General features: G+C 55.1%; 15 protein-coding genes. 1 reads left to right on the top strand and 14 read right to left on the bottom strand.

The annotated features are described in order from the left end of the window. The 14 genes from ACTQ52_RS05360 to ACTQ52_RS05295 form a co-directional block, all read right to left on the bottom strand. Positions 1–978, bottom strand: a complete 978-nt coding sequence (locus ACTQ52_RS05360) for a DHH family phosphoesterase (RefSeq protein ID WP_410042305.1) — start codon at positions 976–978, stop codon at positions 1–3. 39 nt (positions 979–1,017) lie between these two features. Beyond that, on the bottom strand, positions 1,018–1,455 hold the full coding sequence (gene rbfA / locus ACTQ52_RS05355) for a 30S ribosome-binding factor RbfA (RefSeq protein WP_410042304.1): 438 nt from the start codon (positions 1,453–1,455) through the stop codon (positions 1,018–1,020). After that, positions 1,452–4,208, bottom strand: coding sequence for a translation initiation factor IF-2 (infB, locus tag ACTQ52_RS05350; protein WP_441981991.1), 2,757 nt, complete (start codon positions 4,206–4,208; stop codon positions 1,452–1,454). Before infB ends, rbfA begins: the two co-directional genes overlap by 4 nt. After that, complete coding sequence (locus ACTQ52_RS05345; RefSeq protein ID WP_410042302.1) at positions 4,198–4,518, bottom strand: L7Ae/L30e/S12e/Gadd45 family ribosomal protein; 321 nt, start codon at positions 4,516–4,518, stop codon at positions 4,198–4,200. Before ACTQ52_RS05345 ends, infB begins: the two co-directional genes overlap by 11 nt. Beyond that, entirely contained in the window at positions 4,508–4,774 is a 267-nt protein-coding gene (gene rnpM / locus ACTQ52_RS05340; RefSeq protein WP_410042301.1) for an RNase P modulator RnpM, read from the bottom strand. Before rnpM ends, ACTQ52_RS05345 begins: the two co-directional genes overlap by 11 nt. Positions 4,775–4,779: 5 nt before the next feature. Next, a complete protein-coding gene (nusA, locus tag ACTQ52_RS05335; RefSeq protein ID WP_410042300.1) occupies positions 4,780–5,925 on the bottom strand; it encodes a transcription termination factor NusA in 1,146 nt (381 codons plus the stop codon). Continuing rightward, on the bottom strand, positions 5,925–6,329 hold the full coding sequence (gene rimP / locus ACTQ52_RS05330) for a ribosome maturation factor RimP (RefSeq protein WP_410042299.1): 405 nt from the start codon (positions 6,327–6,329) through the stop codon (positions 5,925–5,927). Before rimP ends, nusA begins: the two co-directional genes overlap by 1 nt. 132 nt (positions 6,330–6,461) lie before the next feature. Beyond that, a complete protein-coding gene (locus ACTQ52_RS05325; RefSeq protein WP_441981990.1) occupies positions 6,462–7,838 on the bottom strand; it encodes a sodium-dependent transporter in 1,377 nt (458 codons plus the stop codon). 122 nt (positions 7,839–7,960) lie between these two features. Further along, entirely contained in the window at positions 7,961–9,229 is a 1,269-nt protein-coding gene (locus tag ACTQ52_RS05320) for an AfsR/SARP family transcriptional regulator (protein ID WP_441981989.1), read from the bottom strand. A 122-nt stretch (positions 9,230–9,351) separates the two neighbouring features. Beyond that, positions 9,352–10,377 carry a putative manganese transporter gene (locus ACTQ52_RS05315; protein ID WP_441981988.1) on the bottom strand — a complete coding sequence of 342 codons (1,026 nt, stop codon included), beginning with the start codon at positions 10,375–10,377 and terminating at the stop codon, positions 9,352–9,354. Between the two features lie 126 nt (positions 10,378–10,503). After that, positions 10,504–12,099, bottom strand: coding sequence for a CTP synthase (locus ACTQ52_RS05310; RefSeq protein ID WP_441226968.1), 1,596 nt, complete (start codon positions 12,097–12,099; stop codon positions 10,504–10,506). Positions 12,100–12,460: 361 nt separating this feature from the next. Next, positions 12,461–13,300 carry an ABC transporter ATP-binding protein/permease gene (locus tag ACTQ52_RS05305; protein WP_441981997.1) on the bottom strand — a complete coding sequence of 280 codons (840 nt, stop codon included), beginning with the start codon at positions 13,298–13,300 and terminating at the stop codon, positions 12,461–12,463. Positions 13,301–13,488: 188 nt separating this feature from the next. Next, the gene (locus tag ACTQ52_RS05300; RefSeq protein ID WP_441981987.1) at positions 13,489–14,649 is read right to left on the bottom strand and encodes an efflux RND transporter periplasmic adaptor subunit; all 1,161 of its coding nucleotides are present in this window, start codon (positions 14,647–14,649) and stop codon (positions 13,489–13,491) included. Between the two features lie 12 nt (positions 14,650–14,661). Continuing rightward, a complete protein-coding gene (locus ACTQ52_RS05295) occupies positions 14,662–15,765 on the bottom strand; it encodes an S-layer homology domain-containing protein (RefSeq protein ID WP_441981986.1) in 1,104 nt (367 codons plus the stop codon). Between ACTQ52_RS05295 and ACTQ52_RS05290 the strand changes: the two genes are divergently transcribed. Next, positions 15,737–16,408, top strand: a complete 672-nt coding sequence (locus ACTQ52_RS05290; RefSeq protein WP_441981996.1) for a response regulator transcription factor — start codon at positions 15,737–15,739, stop codon at positions 16,406–16,408. The genes ACTQ52_RS05295 and ACTQ52_RS05290 overlap by 29 nt on opposite strands. The last annotated feature ends 78 nt before the right edge of the window (positions 16,409–16,486 follow it).

The following is a 16,486-nucleotide window of genomic DNA, read 5'->3' as shown; positions in this document are numbered from 1 at the left end:
TTAAAGCCGATTGGATACGAAATCCGGTGCATCCATCTGCTTCGAAAGCTCCTTCGTAATGTTGTTCATCACATCATGGTAGGAGCCCTGAAGTGTACAGCCGGCGGCCATTTTGTGGCCACCACCACCGAAGGTCATCGCCACCTTCGCTACATCCAGCTGGTTATTATTACTCCGGAGACTGACCTTGAAGTTCTGATTGCTCATTTCATACATGAACATCGCACAGTCGATGCCTCTCGTCTCCCGCATGGTGCTGACGACACTGTCTACATCCCGGGAGGTGACCTGGTAGAACTTCATATCCGTACAGGTCAGCCAGCCGGCGATACAGCGATGATCCATCAGCATCAGGCTTTCCATCAGTACGCGACCAAGTACCTGCTGCTGTGCATAGGTTTTCGTATAGTAGCTGTCGTCGACGATCCGGCAGAAATCGATGCCCTTCGCCATCAGGAAGCCGGCGATTTCCATCGTATGCTGCGAAGTGCAGCTGTACTTGAAGATGCCGGTATCATGTGCGATGCCGAGATAGAGGCACTCGGCTACCTTTGCATCGATGTAGCTCGTATCCATCAGATCATAGACGACCTCGGAGGCACTCGAAGCATCCGGGCGGATGGAGCCATGCGGGAACTGCTGTGCGCCCGGAACGTGATGATCCGCCACAAACAGCTCCTTCGCATTCTCTGCGAGGCTTCGGAAATCGCCGACACGATCATAGCCGTTACAGTCACAGATAATACAGAGATCATACTTCCGATCGGAAGGTGTATGCACGATGGTATCGATGCCCGGAAGGAAATCATACTTTTCGTTTGCAATCTGCAGGTAAACATTCACCTTCTTATCAGGATACTGATTCAGAATATAATGCTTCGTGCCCAGGGTTGAGCCGAGACAGTCCCCGTCCGGGTTCGTATGGCCCAGGATGCAGATACTGTCTGCCCTATTAATCATCTGCTGAAATTCATTCATCAATCGTACCTTCTCCATATATCAACATATCAAGCGTGATTACGCTTCGTCCGACGGCGCTTCCGAAGAATCCTCTGTATCCTCTGCGGATACCGAAGCGTCCGCCTCCAGACTGCGCTTCGCTGCATCCTCTTCATTCACCTTACGGATCAGCTCGTCCATATGCGCTCCATACATGATGGAGTGATCAGCGACGAACTGAAGCTCTGGTGTGTGCCGGAGATTGACGGTCTGTGCAAGCTCACGGCGCAGGAAGCCACTGGCGGCCTTCAGGCCCTCCATGGTCTTCGCAAGCGATTCCTCACTGCCGAGCACAGAGATATATACCTTACAGTACTGGAGGTCCGGTGTGACCTCGGCGTCGGTGACCGACGTCATCGGGGACACACGCGGATCCTTCAGGTCACGGATCGCTACGGAAAGCTCTCGCATGACCTCTGCGTTAATTCTTGTATTTTTTACAGAACCTTTTTTCAACGCTTAACCTCTTCCATTACATATGCTTCAACATAATCCTCAAGCTCGATCTCATTGAAGCCCTCGAATACAAGACCACACTCGTAGCCGGCCTTGACTTCCTTTACATCATCCTTGAAGCGCTTTACAGATGCGATTGCGCCCTCCCAGATCTTATCCTGCTTCGGGCCGCGGAAGATGCGGGCCTTGGCACCTCTCTGTACGAGACCGTCCTTGACCATACATCCTGCGATGTTGCCGACACCGGACGCCTTGAAGATCTGACGGATCTCGGCGTGGCCGATCACCTTCTCCTCGAAGACAGGGGCCAGCATGCCCTTCATCGCATTCTCGATATCCTCGGTTGCCTTATAGATGATGTCATAGAGACGAACATCGACATGCTCACGCTCTGCGATTTCACGTGCGGTCGCATCCGGCTTGACATCGAAACCGATGACGATGGCGTTCGACGCACTTGCGAGTACGACATCGGACTCGTTGATCGCACCGACACCGGAGTGGATAACCTTTACGGCTACCTCCTCGTTTCGGATCTTCTCAAGCGCATCCTTGACGGCCTCTACAGAACCCTGAACGTCGGCCTTGACCACGAGCGGAAGCTCCTTGATCTCGCCGGCCTTGATCTGATCGAAGAGTGCATCGAGGGATACCTTCTTCTTGGACTCCTCGACCATCTTCTGCTTGCTCTCCGTGACGAAGGCGGCAGCATAGGCCTTGGCCTCCTTCTCGTTGTCCTTCACCTGGAAGATCTCGCCCGCATTTGGAACAGAGCTGAGACCGAGGATCTCACACGGCTGTGAAGGTACGGCCTTCTTGATGCGCTTACCCTTATCGTCGGTCATCGCACGAACCTTACCGTATGCAGAACCGACGGCGACGACATCGCCCTGGTGAAGCGTTCCCTTCTGCACGAGGAGACGTGCAACCGGGCCCTTGCCGCGGTCGAGCTCTGCCTCGATGACAACGCCATACGCTGCACGGTTCGGGTTTGCCTTCAGCTCCATCACATCCGCCTGGAGAATGATATTCTCGAGCAGGTCATCGATGCCCATACCGGTCTTCGCAGATACCGGAACACAGATGACATCTCCGCCATACTCCTCCGGGATGAGGTCATACTTCATCAGCTCCTGCTTTACCTTATCCGGGTTTGCCGTCGGCTTATCCATCTTATTGATGGCTACGATGATCGGTGTGTTGGCGGCCTTTGCGTGGTTGATTGCTTCCACGGTCTGCGGCATGACACCATCATCCGATGCGACGACGAGTACAGCGATATCGGTCGACTGTGCACCACGCATACGCATCGCGGTGAAGGCTTCGTGGCCCGGTGTATCGAGGAAGGTGATGACTCTGTCTTCGTCATTTACATTGACCTTTACCTGGTAAGCACCGATGGACTGTGTGATACCACCGGCCTCGCGTGAGGTCACATTTGTATTACGGATGGCATCGAGGATGGATGTTTTACCATGATCGACGTGACCCATAACGCAGACGACAGGCGGTCTGGTGACCATCTCGTCATCGGAGTCCTCGACGTCATCCTTTACGAGCTCGGCGATGACATCGACCTTCTCCTCCTTCTCGCAGAGGATCTCATAATCAACCGCGATGTTCTCTGCATCCTCGTAGGAGATCTCTGTGTTCAGGGTAACCATCTTACCCTGCATAAAGAGCTTCTTGATGATTTCAGCCGCCTTGATGCGCATCTTGTCCGCAAGATCCTTGATGGTGATCACCTCAGGAATCGTGATGGACTTGATCTCCTCCTCTACCGGCTTCACAACCTCCGGCTTGATGAACGCGCCCTTGCCGGTCTTCTTCTTGTAGGAGACCTCATCGGCTCTCTCGTAGGACTGCTCTGCCGTATACTTGTTCTGCTTACGGTTGTTCCGGTTCCGCTTTGCTGCCTCTGCCTTCTCGTTATCGAAATTCTTATTTCCGAAGGTCTTTCCGGCCACCGGCTTATGCGCTACGCGGTTCTGAGTCGGCTTCGAAGCGACATCGACGGCTGGTGCAGCACCTGCGCCTGCCGGACGTCTCGTACCGAAACCGGCACCTGCCGGACGCTGACCCGGTCTCTGCTGACCATTGCGGTCGCCGAATGGACGGCTGCCCTGCGGACGATCACCGCTTCTCTGGCCATTACGATCACCGAATGGTCGCTGCTGACCATTGCGATCACCGAAGGAAGGGCCATCCTGCGGACGATCACCGCTTCTCTGACCGTTACGGTCACCGAAGGAGCGTGTCCCCTGCGGGCGATCACCGAAGCTGCGGCCACCCTGTGGGCGCTCTGCGGCTGGCTTCGCCTGCGCTTCCTTCGCATGCTCTGCGAGGGCCTTCGCGGCTGCGGCTGCCTTTGCAGCTTCTTCCGCCGCCTTCCGTGCGGCCTCTTCCTCTGCAGACTTCCGTGCCGCCTCTGCTCTTGCCTCCTCGGCCTCCTGACGCTTCTGGATCTCATTGAGCTCCTTCAGCGGTGTTACGCGTGCGGTTCCAGGTGGCAGCGGACGACCATTCGGGCTGGCCTTCCGTGCCGGCTTCTCTGCCTCCTGCGACTTCCGTGCGCCCTGAGATGCAGCGGTGCCGAACTTCGAGCCCAGTGGGCGATTTTTATGATTTGCGGAATTCTGCGAATGGAAAACAACAGCAAGTTTCTTTTTCTTAGGCGCATCTCCTGCCTTCGACTTATCCTTACTTCCTTCCCTGCTGTTCATTCCCAAATCTTTCTGGTTATCATCTGACATTCACATTACCTCCGTCAATATATTTGATCATCGCCTGGGCGAAGCCCTGATCTTCAATGCTTATCGACGATCGTTCGGATCGTCCCAGCTGGTGCCCCAGCGTTTCCTTGGTGCCCAGTTCCTGATATGGCACACTGCGATAGGTGGTCATATTTTTAAACTTCTTTTTCGTATTATCGGATGCATCCTCCGGGATGATCACGAGAAATGATTTGCCACTTTTGATGGACTTCTCCACGGCGAACTCACCGCTTTTACATTTCCCGGCCCGCTGACACAGTCCGAGCAATCCATAGATTTTATCTGTCAAGCTGCTCCAGTTCCTCTCTCAGTGTATCCAGGGTCTCCTTCGTGATCGCTTCCTTAAAGGACCGCTCCAGAGCCTTCCGCCGGAATGCCTTCTCGAGGCACTCCGGATTCTTACAGATGTATGCGCCACGACCATTCTTCCGGCCGCTCGGATCGATCGAGAAGCTGCCCTCCGGCTCATGTACGATCCGGATCAGCTCCTTCTTCTCTTTCTTTTCACCACAACCGATACAGGTTCTCTCAGGTACCTTCTTCATCTTCGTTACTCGTTCTCATCCTCCGAAGTCGTCTCGTCGTATGCGATATCGTCCTCATACTCGCCCTCGGCGCCCTCACTCTGATAGTCGATACCCATCTCGTCGAAGATGCCCTGCTCCTGTGCCTGGGACTCCGACTTGATATCGATCTTATAGCCGGTCAGCTTCGCGCTGAGACGTGCGTTCTGACCCTCCTTACCGATGGCCAGGCTCAGCTGATTATCCGGCACGATAACCATCGCCTCGTTGTTATCCTGATCGGCGATGACCGCGATCACCTTCGCCGGTGACAGTGCGTTCTCGATCAGGTACGCCGGGTTCTCATCATAGTTGATGATATCGATCTTCTCACCGTGAAGCTCATCGACGATGGCGTTTACACGGGAACCGTTCAGACCGACGCATGCACCTACCGGATCGACATCCGGATCGTGGGACATGACCGCCATCTTCGTTCTGGAGCCGGCCTCACGTGCGATTGCCTTGATCTCGACGGTACCGTCACGAACCTCGGCGACCTCATCCTCGAACAGACGCTTTACAAGCTCCGGATGCGTTCTCGAGATCATGACACGCGGACCACGCGGCATATCTCTGACCTCGACCACATACACCTTGATGCGCTCGTTCGTCACGAGGGTCTCGCCCTTGATCTGCTCGTTCTCTGCGAGATAGCCATCGACCTTGCCGAGATTTACGATGACAGAACGTCCGGTATCCCGCTCGACGGTACCAGTCACGACCTCCTTCTCCATGGAGTAGTACTCCTTATAGAGCACCTTACGCTCCTCCTCACGGATCTTCTGTACGATCACGCCCTTTGCGTTCTGGGTCGCGATACGTCCGAAGCTCTTGGAATCCACCTTCACCGGAACGATGGAGCCCAGCGTGTAGGCCGGATTGATCAGTCTGGCATCGGCGAGTGAGATTTCTGTGTTCTTATCGAAAACTTCCTCTACGACGGTCTTATCCGCGATGACGGAATAATCACAGGTGTCCGGATCTACGTTGACACGCACATTATCGGCAGAACCGAAATGGTTCTTGCATGCAGTCTGGAGTGACAGCTCGATCGCCTCGATGAGAGACTGCTTCGAGATTCCTTTCTCCTTTTCCAGTAAATCGAGTGCTTCGCTGAGTTCAGTGTTCATTAGTTTTTACCCCTCCCGGTAAGTGTATCTTCATTTGTATCTTCATGGCTGTCTTCGGAATCTGCAGCGGCGCCTTCATCGACCGCCGCTTCCTCCTCTTCAACATCCTCTGGAATCACATCTTCATTGCCAGGCTGATCCTTGAATCCGAGCGAACATACCTCCAGCATGTACTGCTCATCGATGAAATCCTCCTGGTCCAGCCATTTGGAAAGCCGTCTGGATACCTTCGCACAGTCGTTTACGGTCATGTCCACCTCGTCGAGACGATAGATGAACGCACGCAGATACCACTCATTATTTTCATAAGTGAAGGTAACGCTGTCGACTCCGTAGCCCTCCTTCGGACAGAAGCTGTCGAGGTACGTTTTTACTCTTTCAGTATAGTTGCCCTTTGCCTGCATTGAATTTTCCTCTAAACTTAAGTTAAAGGAGCGGGCGAAACGCCTGCTCCTTTAACTAGTCAACAAATACTCTATATTTATAGCACGGTCCTCAGGACAATGCAAGGCTTTTCGTGTGATTCAGCGAACAGCTCAGAGCAGGCCCTGGATCAGAATGATCAGAATCAGTACCGGAAGGACGAACTGGAAGTACGGCTTGATCGCCGCCGGCAGCTTCAGTCCTTCACCCTTGTTGCACTCTGCGAGGTAGTGATCGAAGCCCCAGCCCCAGCGGCTCACACAGAACAGAAGGTAGATGAGCGAACCCGCCGGAAGCAGGAGGTTTGATACGATGAAATCCTCGGAATCCAGGACGCCACGGGCACCGATGATATGGAGATCTGACCAGAAATTAAAGCCCAGAACGCACGGCACACTGGCGAGCAGCACGAAGATGCAGTTCAGGTAGACGGCCTTCTTTCGCTCCCATCCGAAGTTGTCGATGGAGGTCGAGAGCAGATTCTCGAAGACGGTGATGACGGTGCTGAAGCTTGCGAAGCTCATGAACAGGAAAAACATGGCGCCCCAGAGGCGTCCACCCGCCATATTCATAAACACCTTCGGCAGGGTCAGGAAAATCAGACTCGGACCGGCATCCGGCTGCACGTTAAAGGCGAAGCAGGCCGGGAAGATGATCAGACCGGACATGATCGCAACGAAGGTATCAAGCACGCAGATACGCGCAGACTCGCCGACCAGTGTATAATCGTCCGACATATAGGAACCGAAGATCTCGATGCATGCGATGCCGAGGCTCAGTGTGAAGAAGGCCTGATTCATCGCGGCGGAGATCACGGAGCCGAGTCCCTTCAGCATACTGCCGCCGCCCTGCTCTGCGACACGCACGAGGCTCGGAATCAGGTAGAAGCGTGTGCCCTCCGCCGAGTTCGGAAGCGTCAGGCTGTGGAAGGCCAGTATGACGATCAGTGCGAGCAATGCCGTCATCATGACCGTTGTCACCTTCTCGAGACCCTTCTGAAGACCGAAGGAGCAGACCAGGAAGCCGACCAGTACGGTCACGGCCATGCTCAGCATCATCTCTTTCGGAGCGTTCATCAGCTTCGCAAAGACCTCATCAGCGGCTTCCGTGCGGATGCCATCGAAGACGCCCAGGATGAACTTGAAGAAGTAGGACAGCATCCAGCCGGATACCGTCGTGTAGTACATCATCAAAAGATAGGAACCAGCGGTCGCAAACCAGCCATGAATATGCCACTTACTTCCCTTCGGTTCCAGTGCCTCATAGGCGCGCACGGCACTCTTATGCGATGCCCGTCCGACGGCGAGCTCCATCGTGAGCACCGGGATCCCCATGATGACCAGAAAAATCAGATAGAACAGTACGAAGATACCGCCGCCGTTCTGTCCGACGAGATAAGGAAACTTCCATACGTTTCCGATGCCGATGGCACATCCGGCACTGACCAGGATGAAGCCGATGCGGGACTTAAAGCCTTCCCGTTTACCCATAGTGTTTTCCCCCATAAAAAAAGTGTATCTGTCATTCCATATCTGAAACATCGAAGGTAAAGCGATATTTCAGATAAACTCAGACAGATACACTATTTTATACAGTTTCTGATTATTTTGCACTAACCATTTTCAACATTTTTCGTTTTGTCCAGGACAGCCGGGATCTCAGCGAGCGATACGATGCGATAGCGAAGCTCTGCGCGTGGTCCGGTCAGCTCCTTCAGCTTCCGTGCGAGGCGCTGATAGATGATGCTGCAGTCCTCCTTTTTCGTACCGATCAGCAGGAGCAGATACTGGCTCGAGCTGTACTTCGTAAACACATCGCCCTGACGCAGTCCTTCATACAGTGCCTGCTTCAGCGCCTCAGAGCGTGCGTTCAGCTTTTCCGGATTCTGAATCGGCTTTCCCTCGTAATCGACGAGGGTACAGAGCATCATGAAGATGCTGCTGCCACGGCGGGACATATTCCGACGAAGCACATTATAGACATCGATGAAGCTTGCGTACGCACAGTAGTAGGAACCGGTCCGCGGCTCCGTATCCTCACAGCTCTTCAGTGCCGCATCCCGCTTCAGAATATCCGCCTGGATATCTCCGATGTTCTCCGACACGACCTTCAGCTCCTCATAGATGCGGGCGTAGCACTGCACGAGCTCATCCGGAAGTGGAACCTCCAGCTCGTCCAGATAGTAGTGGGCGGTTTTATTATACAGCTCATAGGCTTCCTTCGTCTGTTTCTTCAGAATCAGCGCATCGATCAGCTGAATCTGCCAGCCGCTCTCCGGGTAAATCCGGGCCGCCTGGGCATACAGCTGGTATAAATGATCATAATCCTGCTTTTTACGGTAAAAATCACCGAGGAAGCGTACCAGCTCATCATAGCTTTCCTTCAGTCGGATAGACTCGACGATGACCCAGTTTTCGGTCGCAAAATCCGGCAGAAGCTCGCCCTGGTACAGCGCACCAGCCTGCTCGTAGAGGGCCGCCTTCTCTTCCGGTGCGACGGCCTCCTGGGCCCTCTGACAGAGTCGTCGGAAGTCTGCGAAATCATACGAAAAGCGATAGCCCTCCGGCCGCTCTGGTGTATATATGCCCTTCTTGCCTTCGATATAGCGCTTCCCTGGCATCCCGCTTTTTTTCAGCTGCGTCCGTGCCTGATGAAGCAGATTATTCAGGCTGTTGTTTTCATCCAGCAGCTCCTTATAAGCGAATACATAGTCGATCAGCTCCCGCTTCGCGATTCCGGTCTCATGATGTAAGAAAATCACCTGGATCAGCTTCAGAAAATTCGCCTTACTGTTTTCTCCGAAGTAGAGCTGCTGCCCATCTACCGAAACAGCAAACTGCCCCAGCATCTGTATAACGATACGCTTTTCATCTGTCGGCATACGTTTTCCCGCCCTTCTCTTTCTGATTGAAAGTTCTTATATTTATAGTAGTCGGCTGGAATCAAAAAGTAAACGAAAAAATTAAAAGCGCATCCATATTTAAGATTTTTACGTATCCGTCATCAGAATACGATGCCCAGATACTCGATCACGAGCCCCCAGAAGACACCGAGCCCATACAGCATGATCGTAATCCGGAGATTCTCATTCGGATGATCATTCGTACGGAACAGAACGAGCAGTCCGACACCGGCACCGACCAGGAGACCGGCCATCATCTGCCCGGCGTTCAGTATCCCCATCAGGTACAGCTGGGTGATGCTGACGGACGCAGCACAGTTCGGGATCAGACCGACGACGCCGGCCAGGAAGACACCGACGATCGGCTTTCCGGAGAGGAAGTGACCGAGGGCCTCGGCACCGATGCCCTCGACGAGGAGCGTGATGATCAGGGTGATGAAGAAGATGAAGCCGGTGATCTGAACCGTATGATGGAGTGCCGGCATGGCGATGCCCATGAAGCCCTTCTGATGATGGTGATGATGATGTCCTGCATGGGCGTGGGCAGCTGCATGCTCGTGGCTGTGGTGCTCCTCTGCGACATGACGATGTGTGTGGTCGTCTGCATTGGCCTCGTGCGTATGCGCCGCCTCTGTATGAAGCTCTTCCTCTTCATCATCGTCGCAGTCACAGTGCTCATGCAGACAGAGATCGTGAATATGCTTCTCCGGTGCCTTCGTATGGCGGCCATGCCGCATGAAGACGTCGAGCAGGAAACCACTGATGAGGCCCAGGATCGCCTTCGTCGCCAGAACCCGCAGCATCGTCGCCGGATGTACACCCTCCGAGATAAAAATCGGCAGCATCTCATCTGAGGTCGACAGGAAGACGGCGATCAGGGTGCCGACCGAGATCACGCCGCCCGCAAACAGACTGGAGGCCGCCGCCGAGAAGCCACACTGCGGCAGGATACCCACAGCCGCTCCGATCAGCGGACCGAAGTGACCGGCCTTCTCCAGCATCCCCGTCGTATGCTTCTCTGCCTTATGCTCGAGGTACTCCATCCCCATATAGGTGATCAAAAGGAACGGAATCAGCTTCGCTGTATCCAGTACCGCATCGAACAACGCGTCTAAAATCATTTCCATCTAATGTTTACTCTCCTTTATGTCATTCTTTATCGCGTTCTCTAGAATAACACAGGTGTCAACACGTAAATCATCATATGAACACACGTAAATATAAAAAGGGCCCCGAAGGGCCCTGAGTGAAAATTATTTACGAAGAGACGCCTCGATGAGACCGCGGAACAGCGGATGCGCGTTGTTCGGGCGGGACTTGAACTCCGGGTGCGCCTGGGTAGCGACGAAGTACGGATGATCCGAAAGCTCGATCATCTCTACGATATGGCCGTCCGGTGACTGACCGACGAGCTGCATACCGGCTTCCTCGAGCTCTGCGCGGAAGTCATTATTGACCTCATAACGGTGACGGTGACGCTCGGAGATCTGTGTTGTACCATAGAGGGCATGGGCCTTCGAACCGTCGCTCAGTACGCACGGATATGCGCCGAGACGCATCGTGCCGCCGAGATCCGTGACACTCTTCTGCTCCGGCATCAGGTCGATCACCGGATGCTCGGTGTTCGGATCGAACTCCGTCGAGTTGGCATCTGCCCAGCCGAGCACATCCCGCGCGAACTCGATGATCGCGATCTGCATACCGAGGCAGATGCCGAGGTACGGAATCTTATGCTCACGCGCGTACTGTGCTGCCATGATCATGCCCTCGATGCCACGGGAGCCGAAACCGCCCGGAACCAGAATACCATTGACTCCGGCGAGCAGCGTCTCTGCGCCGGACTTCTCGAGCTCCTCAGAATCCACCCAGCGGATCTTCACCTTCGCACGATTGGCGATGCCACCATGCTTCAGGGCCTCCACGACACTGAGGTAGGCATCATGCAGCTGCGTATACTTGCCGACGATGGCGATGACCGTCTCACGGCTCGGATGACGCAGATTCTCGACCATATGTGTCCAGTCGGAGAGATCCGGCTCCGGGCACGGCAGGTGGAGACACTCGAGGACCGACTGCGCGAGATGCTCGTGCTCCATCATGAGCGGCACCTCGTAGATGAACTCCGCGTTCGTGTTCTGCAGTACATGGTTCGCCGGCACATTACAGAAGAGGCCGATCTTCTCACGAATCTCCTGTGGAATCGGATACTCGGTACGGCAGACGAGGATGTCCGCCTGGAGGCCGAGTCGCTGGAGCTCACGTACGCTCATCTGCGTCGGCTTCGTCTTCAGCTCCTCCGACGCATGCAGGTACGGAATCAGCGTCACATGAATCATGATGGCATTCTCATGACCGACCTCCTGCTGGAACTGACGGATCGCCTCGAGGAACGGCTGGGACTCGATATCACCGACGGTACCACCGACCTCGATGATGGCGATGCGATCCTCGTTCTTGTCATCTGAATGATAGAAATCACTCTTGATCTCGTTCGTGATGTGCGGGATAACCTGCACGGTGTGTCCCTCATACTCGCCGTGGCGCTCCTTGTTGAGGACCGACCAGTAGACCTTACCGGAGGTGACATTGCTTCTGTGATCCAGAGACTCGTCGATGAAACGCTCGTAGTGACCCAGATCGAGGTCCGTCTCCGTACCATCATCCGTGACGAAAACCTCACCATGCTGAATCGGGTTCATCGTACCCGGATCGATATTGATATACGGGTCGAACTTCTGCATGGTAACCTTATAGCCACGGGCCTTCAGAAGACGACCGAGCGAAGCGGCTGTGATACCCTTTCCGAGTCCGGAAACGACGCCACCGGTGACAAATACGTACTTGATCATATGCTCCCCTTTCATGATCCCCCATGAAGCAGGCCAATGCCTCATGCGCCATGCACTCACCACCCACAGTAACGCCGGCAGCGATGCACAAAAAAAGAGGTGACCTAACGCAGGGACACTCTTCCTTGCCCCTGTGACGCCATTGCCACCTCACATCATATAAATATCGATATGCTTTTATCTTCGTTTCAGCCTTCTCAGCTTCAGAAAATAAAAACACGAAAATAATACCACCGCTCCCCCCGAATTGTAAACAGAAACTTCACGAAAAAAGACCAGTACCGGCCTCTCGTCAATGAAAGGGGTCAGACCCCCTTGCGTACCGGAACGTCGTGAAAAAGGCGCACAGAATACGTGTGCATCAATCGGAGCGGAGCGCGTCGATCGGGTTCAGCGCCGCGGCACGACGGGCCGGAAGATAGCCGAAGATGAGACCGATCATCACAGAGACCATGAAGGAGACCAGCACCGAAAGGAAGGTCGGCGAGGCATCGATCCCCATGATTTTTCCGGCAGCACTCGTGCCGACGAAGCCGACGGCGATGCCGATGAAGCCACCCAGGGAGCTCGTGACGGCGGCCTCGATGACGAACTGCGAGAGAATCGTCCGACGCTTCGCACCGAGGGCCAGCGCTTTATCGTGCGTGATCATGACGACGGTCGTTCCGTCCTGATTGATATCCTGTAAAAAGCCCATGACCTGGCGGGAGGTTTTCGTGTCCAGCGCACCGGTCGGCTCATCCGCGAGGATGAGCTCCGGATCACCGGCGAGGGCACGCGCGATGGACACACGCTGCTGCTGACCGCCGGAGAGCTGGGCCGGATGCTGCATCCACTTGTCCGCGAGGCCGACCCGCTCGAGCTGCTTCATCGCACGCTTCCGCTGATCCGACTTCGAGAGTCCGGCATAGAGGAGCGGCAGGGAGACATTGTCCACGAGATTATCCTTCGGAAGCAGGTTGTACTGCTGGAAGATGAAGCCGATCTTATGATTCCGGATGGCGGCGAGCTCGTCGTCTGCCATGTGGGAGGTGTTGACCCCCTGAATCAGATACTCTCCCTTCGTCGGCACATCGAGGGCACCGATGATGTTCATGAGGGTCGACTTGCCAGAACCGGACTTGCCGACGATGGCGACGAATTCCCCATGGTAGATGTTTACGCTGATACCGTCGTTCGCATGCACCTCCTCGGAACCCATCTGGTAGATTTTGTAAATGTCTTCGAGCTGCAGGAAAGGCACCTCCCCGTCATGCTCCGGCGGGATATAGGGACCGGCTGCACCATCGACGCCCTGGGCCGCCTGCGCGGCCCGCAGCTTCGCGATTTCCTCGTGATTTTCGGCGTATTCGTCGACTGTATTTATCACACTCATAGCATCACCTCCGTTTAACCCATCGGAGCGCCGCCACCTGGGTTAGCGCCACCCATACCGCCGCGATTACTACTGCCGCCAGCGTTAGCACCACCCATGCTGCCACCACCTGGGTTACCACCACCCATGCCGCCGCCCATGCCTGGCATCATCGTGTCAGTTGAGCTGCTGACGCTGGACTGTGAAATATAGACTTCATCGCCTTCGGAGAGATCACCGGACAGGATCTCGACGTACTCGTCGGAGGTGAGACCCGTGGTGACCGCAACTTCGTGGAAGCCCTCCGGCACATTGCTGCTCTTCGTATTTTGATCGCCGGACGTTTCACTCTTACCGGAGCTCTTTGTATCCGTCGACTTCTCGGCATTCGTCGGCTTCTCGCCCGCTGCATTTCCTTCCGGCTGGCCATCTGCTGTACCTTCCGGCTTTCCATCACCTGCAGCAGCGGTACCCTGAGTGGAAAGCTCGGCCTTCTTCGACGTCGTGGAATCCTTTACATAGACCTTGTTGCCACGCTGGAGTGCATCCACCGGAATCGCGAGTGCATCCTCCGCCTCATCGAGGATGATGACGCCGGTGACGTTCATGCCCGGGAGCAGATCACCGTACTCCGTCATCGTGACGGTGACCGGATAGTAGGTGACACCGTTCGCCGCCGTACCCTCCATGGACACCTTCGTGACGGTGCCCTCGAAGGTCTGATCCTCGAAGGCATCTGCCGTGACCTCGACCTTCTGTCCGACCTTCACGTTCGAGATATCGAGCTCATCGATGTTCATCTCGAAGGTGACCTCGGAAAGGTCATAGATGACGGCCAGTGCGGTCGCAGAGTTTCCGTTCTGCACATTCTCGCCGACATTGACGTTCTTCGTCGTGACGGTACCGGAAATCGGTGCGGTGATCGTATAGTTTTCGTAATTGTCGGTCGTCGTGTCGAGGTTCGACTGTGCATTCTCGAGGGAGGACTTCGCATCGGAGACCTTGTTCTTGTAGGTCTTCAGGATGTCGCTCGCATCCTCGGCGTCCATCGAGAAGATAGCCGTACCGACGCTCACATAGTCACCGGCACGGACGAGCAGCTTCTTGACGCTCACGGAGCCGGAAAGATCACCCGCCCGCAGCGTTCCGGCACCGGATGGCCTCACGGCATCCGCGTCTCCCGCCACATTCACCATGCTCGTATCGCATTATGCGATCGCGATGACTTCCTTCGCACCGCTCTGATCGAGATCCCAGACGATAGTGATCTCATCCGAGGTATCGATGGAACCGTAGATTGAGAACGCGTACTGCATATCCGAATTGTTAATGTTGTAGGTCTCGCCGCCGATCTCCACCTGAGTCGGGGTCATGATCTGACTCGAGCTGTAGTAGATCTGATCGACTGTGCCGGTCGCCGTACCCATGGTGCTGTCTGCATTGCCCGACTCCGAGTAAGCATAGACCGATTTCGTCGAGGTATTGTAGTACACGACCACGGCACAGCTCGTCGCTTCATCCTCGATGGCTTCCACACTGGAGGTCTCCCCGTTCAGATAGCAGCTGGCAACGCTCTTACTGAATGGCAGAATCGAGTTCAGACTCTTGCCAGACTTCAGGACATGCGGACCGTTCAGGTTCGCAGACAGCGTATCGAGCAGATTCAGCTCGTTGCTGTCAGACAGTGTAAAGCCGAACAGCGAACCGTAGATCGTCTGACTGCTCTTCGTCTTCCCATCGTTCTGGGCGGTGTTTGCCATCAGCAGATTGTAGAACATGTAGACGCAGTCCTCGTACGTCAGCTCGTCATTCACGTTCGTGCTGACCCGATCCGTGAGACCGATGGCGATGGCCTTCGCATTCCGGTTCGCGACGATGTTCCCGCTGAACTGATCGCTCGTGTAGCCGAGCAGCGTCAGCATCGCCTTCTCTGCCTCGGCGAGCTTGATGCCCTGCTCCGGCTTGAAGCTGCCACCGAGATAGGCGCTCATCCAGCCCTTCGAGGTCGCGATCCGTATATAGCCAGCGTACGGTGAGCTCTGCAGCACATCACTGAAGACAGAAACATTCGACTCCGCTGCAACGTTCGTCGCATAGCTCGAGGCATGCACCAGCATCTTCGCAAACTCCGCACGCGACACGGTGACCGCATTCAGACTCACATCGAAATTATCGATGATCCCGGCGCTCACCAGTGCCTTCTTCCGCTGCTCCAGCGTCGTCGAGGCCAGCGCACACATCGGCATGCCCGCCACCACCGTGACGACGCCCGTCATCGCTGCAATCGCACCACGCATCAGATATCTGTTCATAACTGCTCCTTTTTCGATCCGGGATCTGCTGACGGAGCAGGGCTATCAGGCCGAGGCGGTGTATGATGGAGAATCCGGGGTCGCTTATGCAGCAACCGGGGTCTATGATCTCCTCATCCTGGATGTCATGATGCCGAAAATGAATGGATACCAGGTGGCACGGGTCCTGCGCCAGCAGCACATCAGCACGCCGATCCTCATGCTGACAGCGAAGTCCGAGCTGCTGGACCGTGTACAGGGGCTCGATTCCGGGGCGGACTACTACCTGACGAAGCCCTTTGATGCGCGCGAGCTTTTCGCCTGCATCCATGCGCTGCTTCGCCGGCAGGGTGCTGAAGTCGATACCCTCAGCTTCGGAAACACGACCCTCGATCTCGCGACGAGTACGCTTTTATGTGAAGAAAAGTCTCTCCGCCTGAGTGCGAAGGAGTTTGATGTGATGCGTATGCTGATGCAGCAGAAGGAAAAGAATCTGTCGAAGGAAGCCATCCTCCAGAAGGTCTGGGGCTTCAATTCTGACGCCGTCGAGAACCATGTCGAGGTTTATGTCGGCTTTCTCCGGAAGAAGCTGCACTCCATCGGCTCGAATGTGCAGATCGTCGCTGCGCGCCGACTCGGCTATCATCTGGAGCTGGAGGGATAAATGATGAATAAAAGAAGCAGCAGAATGGACGGCCCTTATCCGATCCCGGATCTGCATATGAAAGCGGAGGTCTGAGCC

This window comes from Oribacterium sp. Sow4_G1_1 (genome assembly GCF_052116105.1).
Taxonomy (GTDB): Bacteria; Bacillota; Clostridia; order Lachnospirales; family Lachnospiraceae; genus Oribacterium.
This window is presented reverse-complemented; position numbering and strand designations above follow the sequence as displayed.

Excerpts from the sequence above, each read along its gene's own strand:
- ACTQ52_RS05325 (WP_441981990.1), bottom strand. The coding sequence starts at position 7,838 with ATGGGTAAACGGGAAGGCTTTAAGTCCCGCATCGGCTTCATCCTGGTC.
- ACTQ52_RS05360 (WP_410042305.1), bottom strand. The coding sequence starts at position 978 with ATGAATGAATTTCAGCAGATGATTAATAGGGCAGACAGTATCTGCATC.
- ACTQ52_RS05310 (WP_441226968.1), bottom strand. The coding sequence starts at position 12,099 with ATGATCAAGTACGTATTTGTCACCGGTGGCGTCGTTTCCGGACTCGGA.
- ACTQ52_RS05320 (WP_441981989.1), bottom strand. The coding sequence starts at position 9,229 with ATGCCGACAGATGAAAAGCGTATCGTTATACAGATGCTGGGGCAGTTT.
- ACTQ52_RS05315 (WP_441981988.1), bottom strand. The coding sequence starts at position 10,377 with ATGGAAATGATTTTAGACGCGTTGTTCGATGCGGTACTGGATACAGCG.
- rnpM (WP_410042301.1), bottom strand. The coding sequence starts at position 4,774 with ATGAAGAAGGTACCTGAGAGAACCTGTATCGGTTGTGGTGAAAAGAAA.
- infB (WP_441981991.1), bottom strand. The coding sequence starts at position 4,208 with ATGTCAGATGATAACCAGAAAGATTTGGGAATGAACAGCAGGGAAGGA.
- ACTQ52_RS05305 (WP_441981997.1), bottom strand. The coding sequence starts at position 13,300 with ATGGGTTCCGAGGAGGTGCATGCGAACGACGGTATCAGCGTAAACATC.
- nusA (WP_410042300.1), bottom strand. The coding sequence starts at position 5,925 with ATGAACACTGAACTCAGCGAAGCACTCGATTTACTGGAAAAGGAGAAA.
- ACTQ52_RS05295 (WP_441981986.1), bottom strand. The coding sequence starts at position 15,765 with ATGAACAGATATCTGATGCGTGGTGCGATTGCAGCGATGACGGGCGTC.
- ACTQ52_RS05300 (WP_441981987.1), bottom strand. The coding sequence starts at position 14,649 with ATGGTGAATGTGGCGGGAGACGCGGATGCCGTGAGGCCATCCGGTGCC.
- rimP (WP_410042299.1), bottom strand. The coding sequence starts at position 6,329 with ATGCAGGCAAAGGGCAACTATACTGAAAGAGTAAAAACGTACCTCGAC.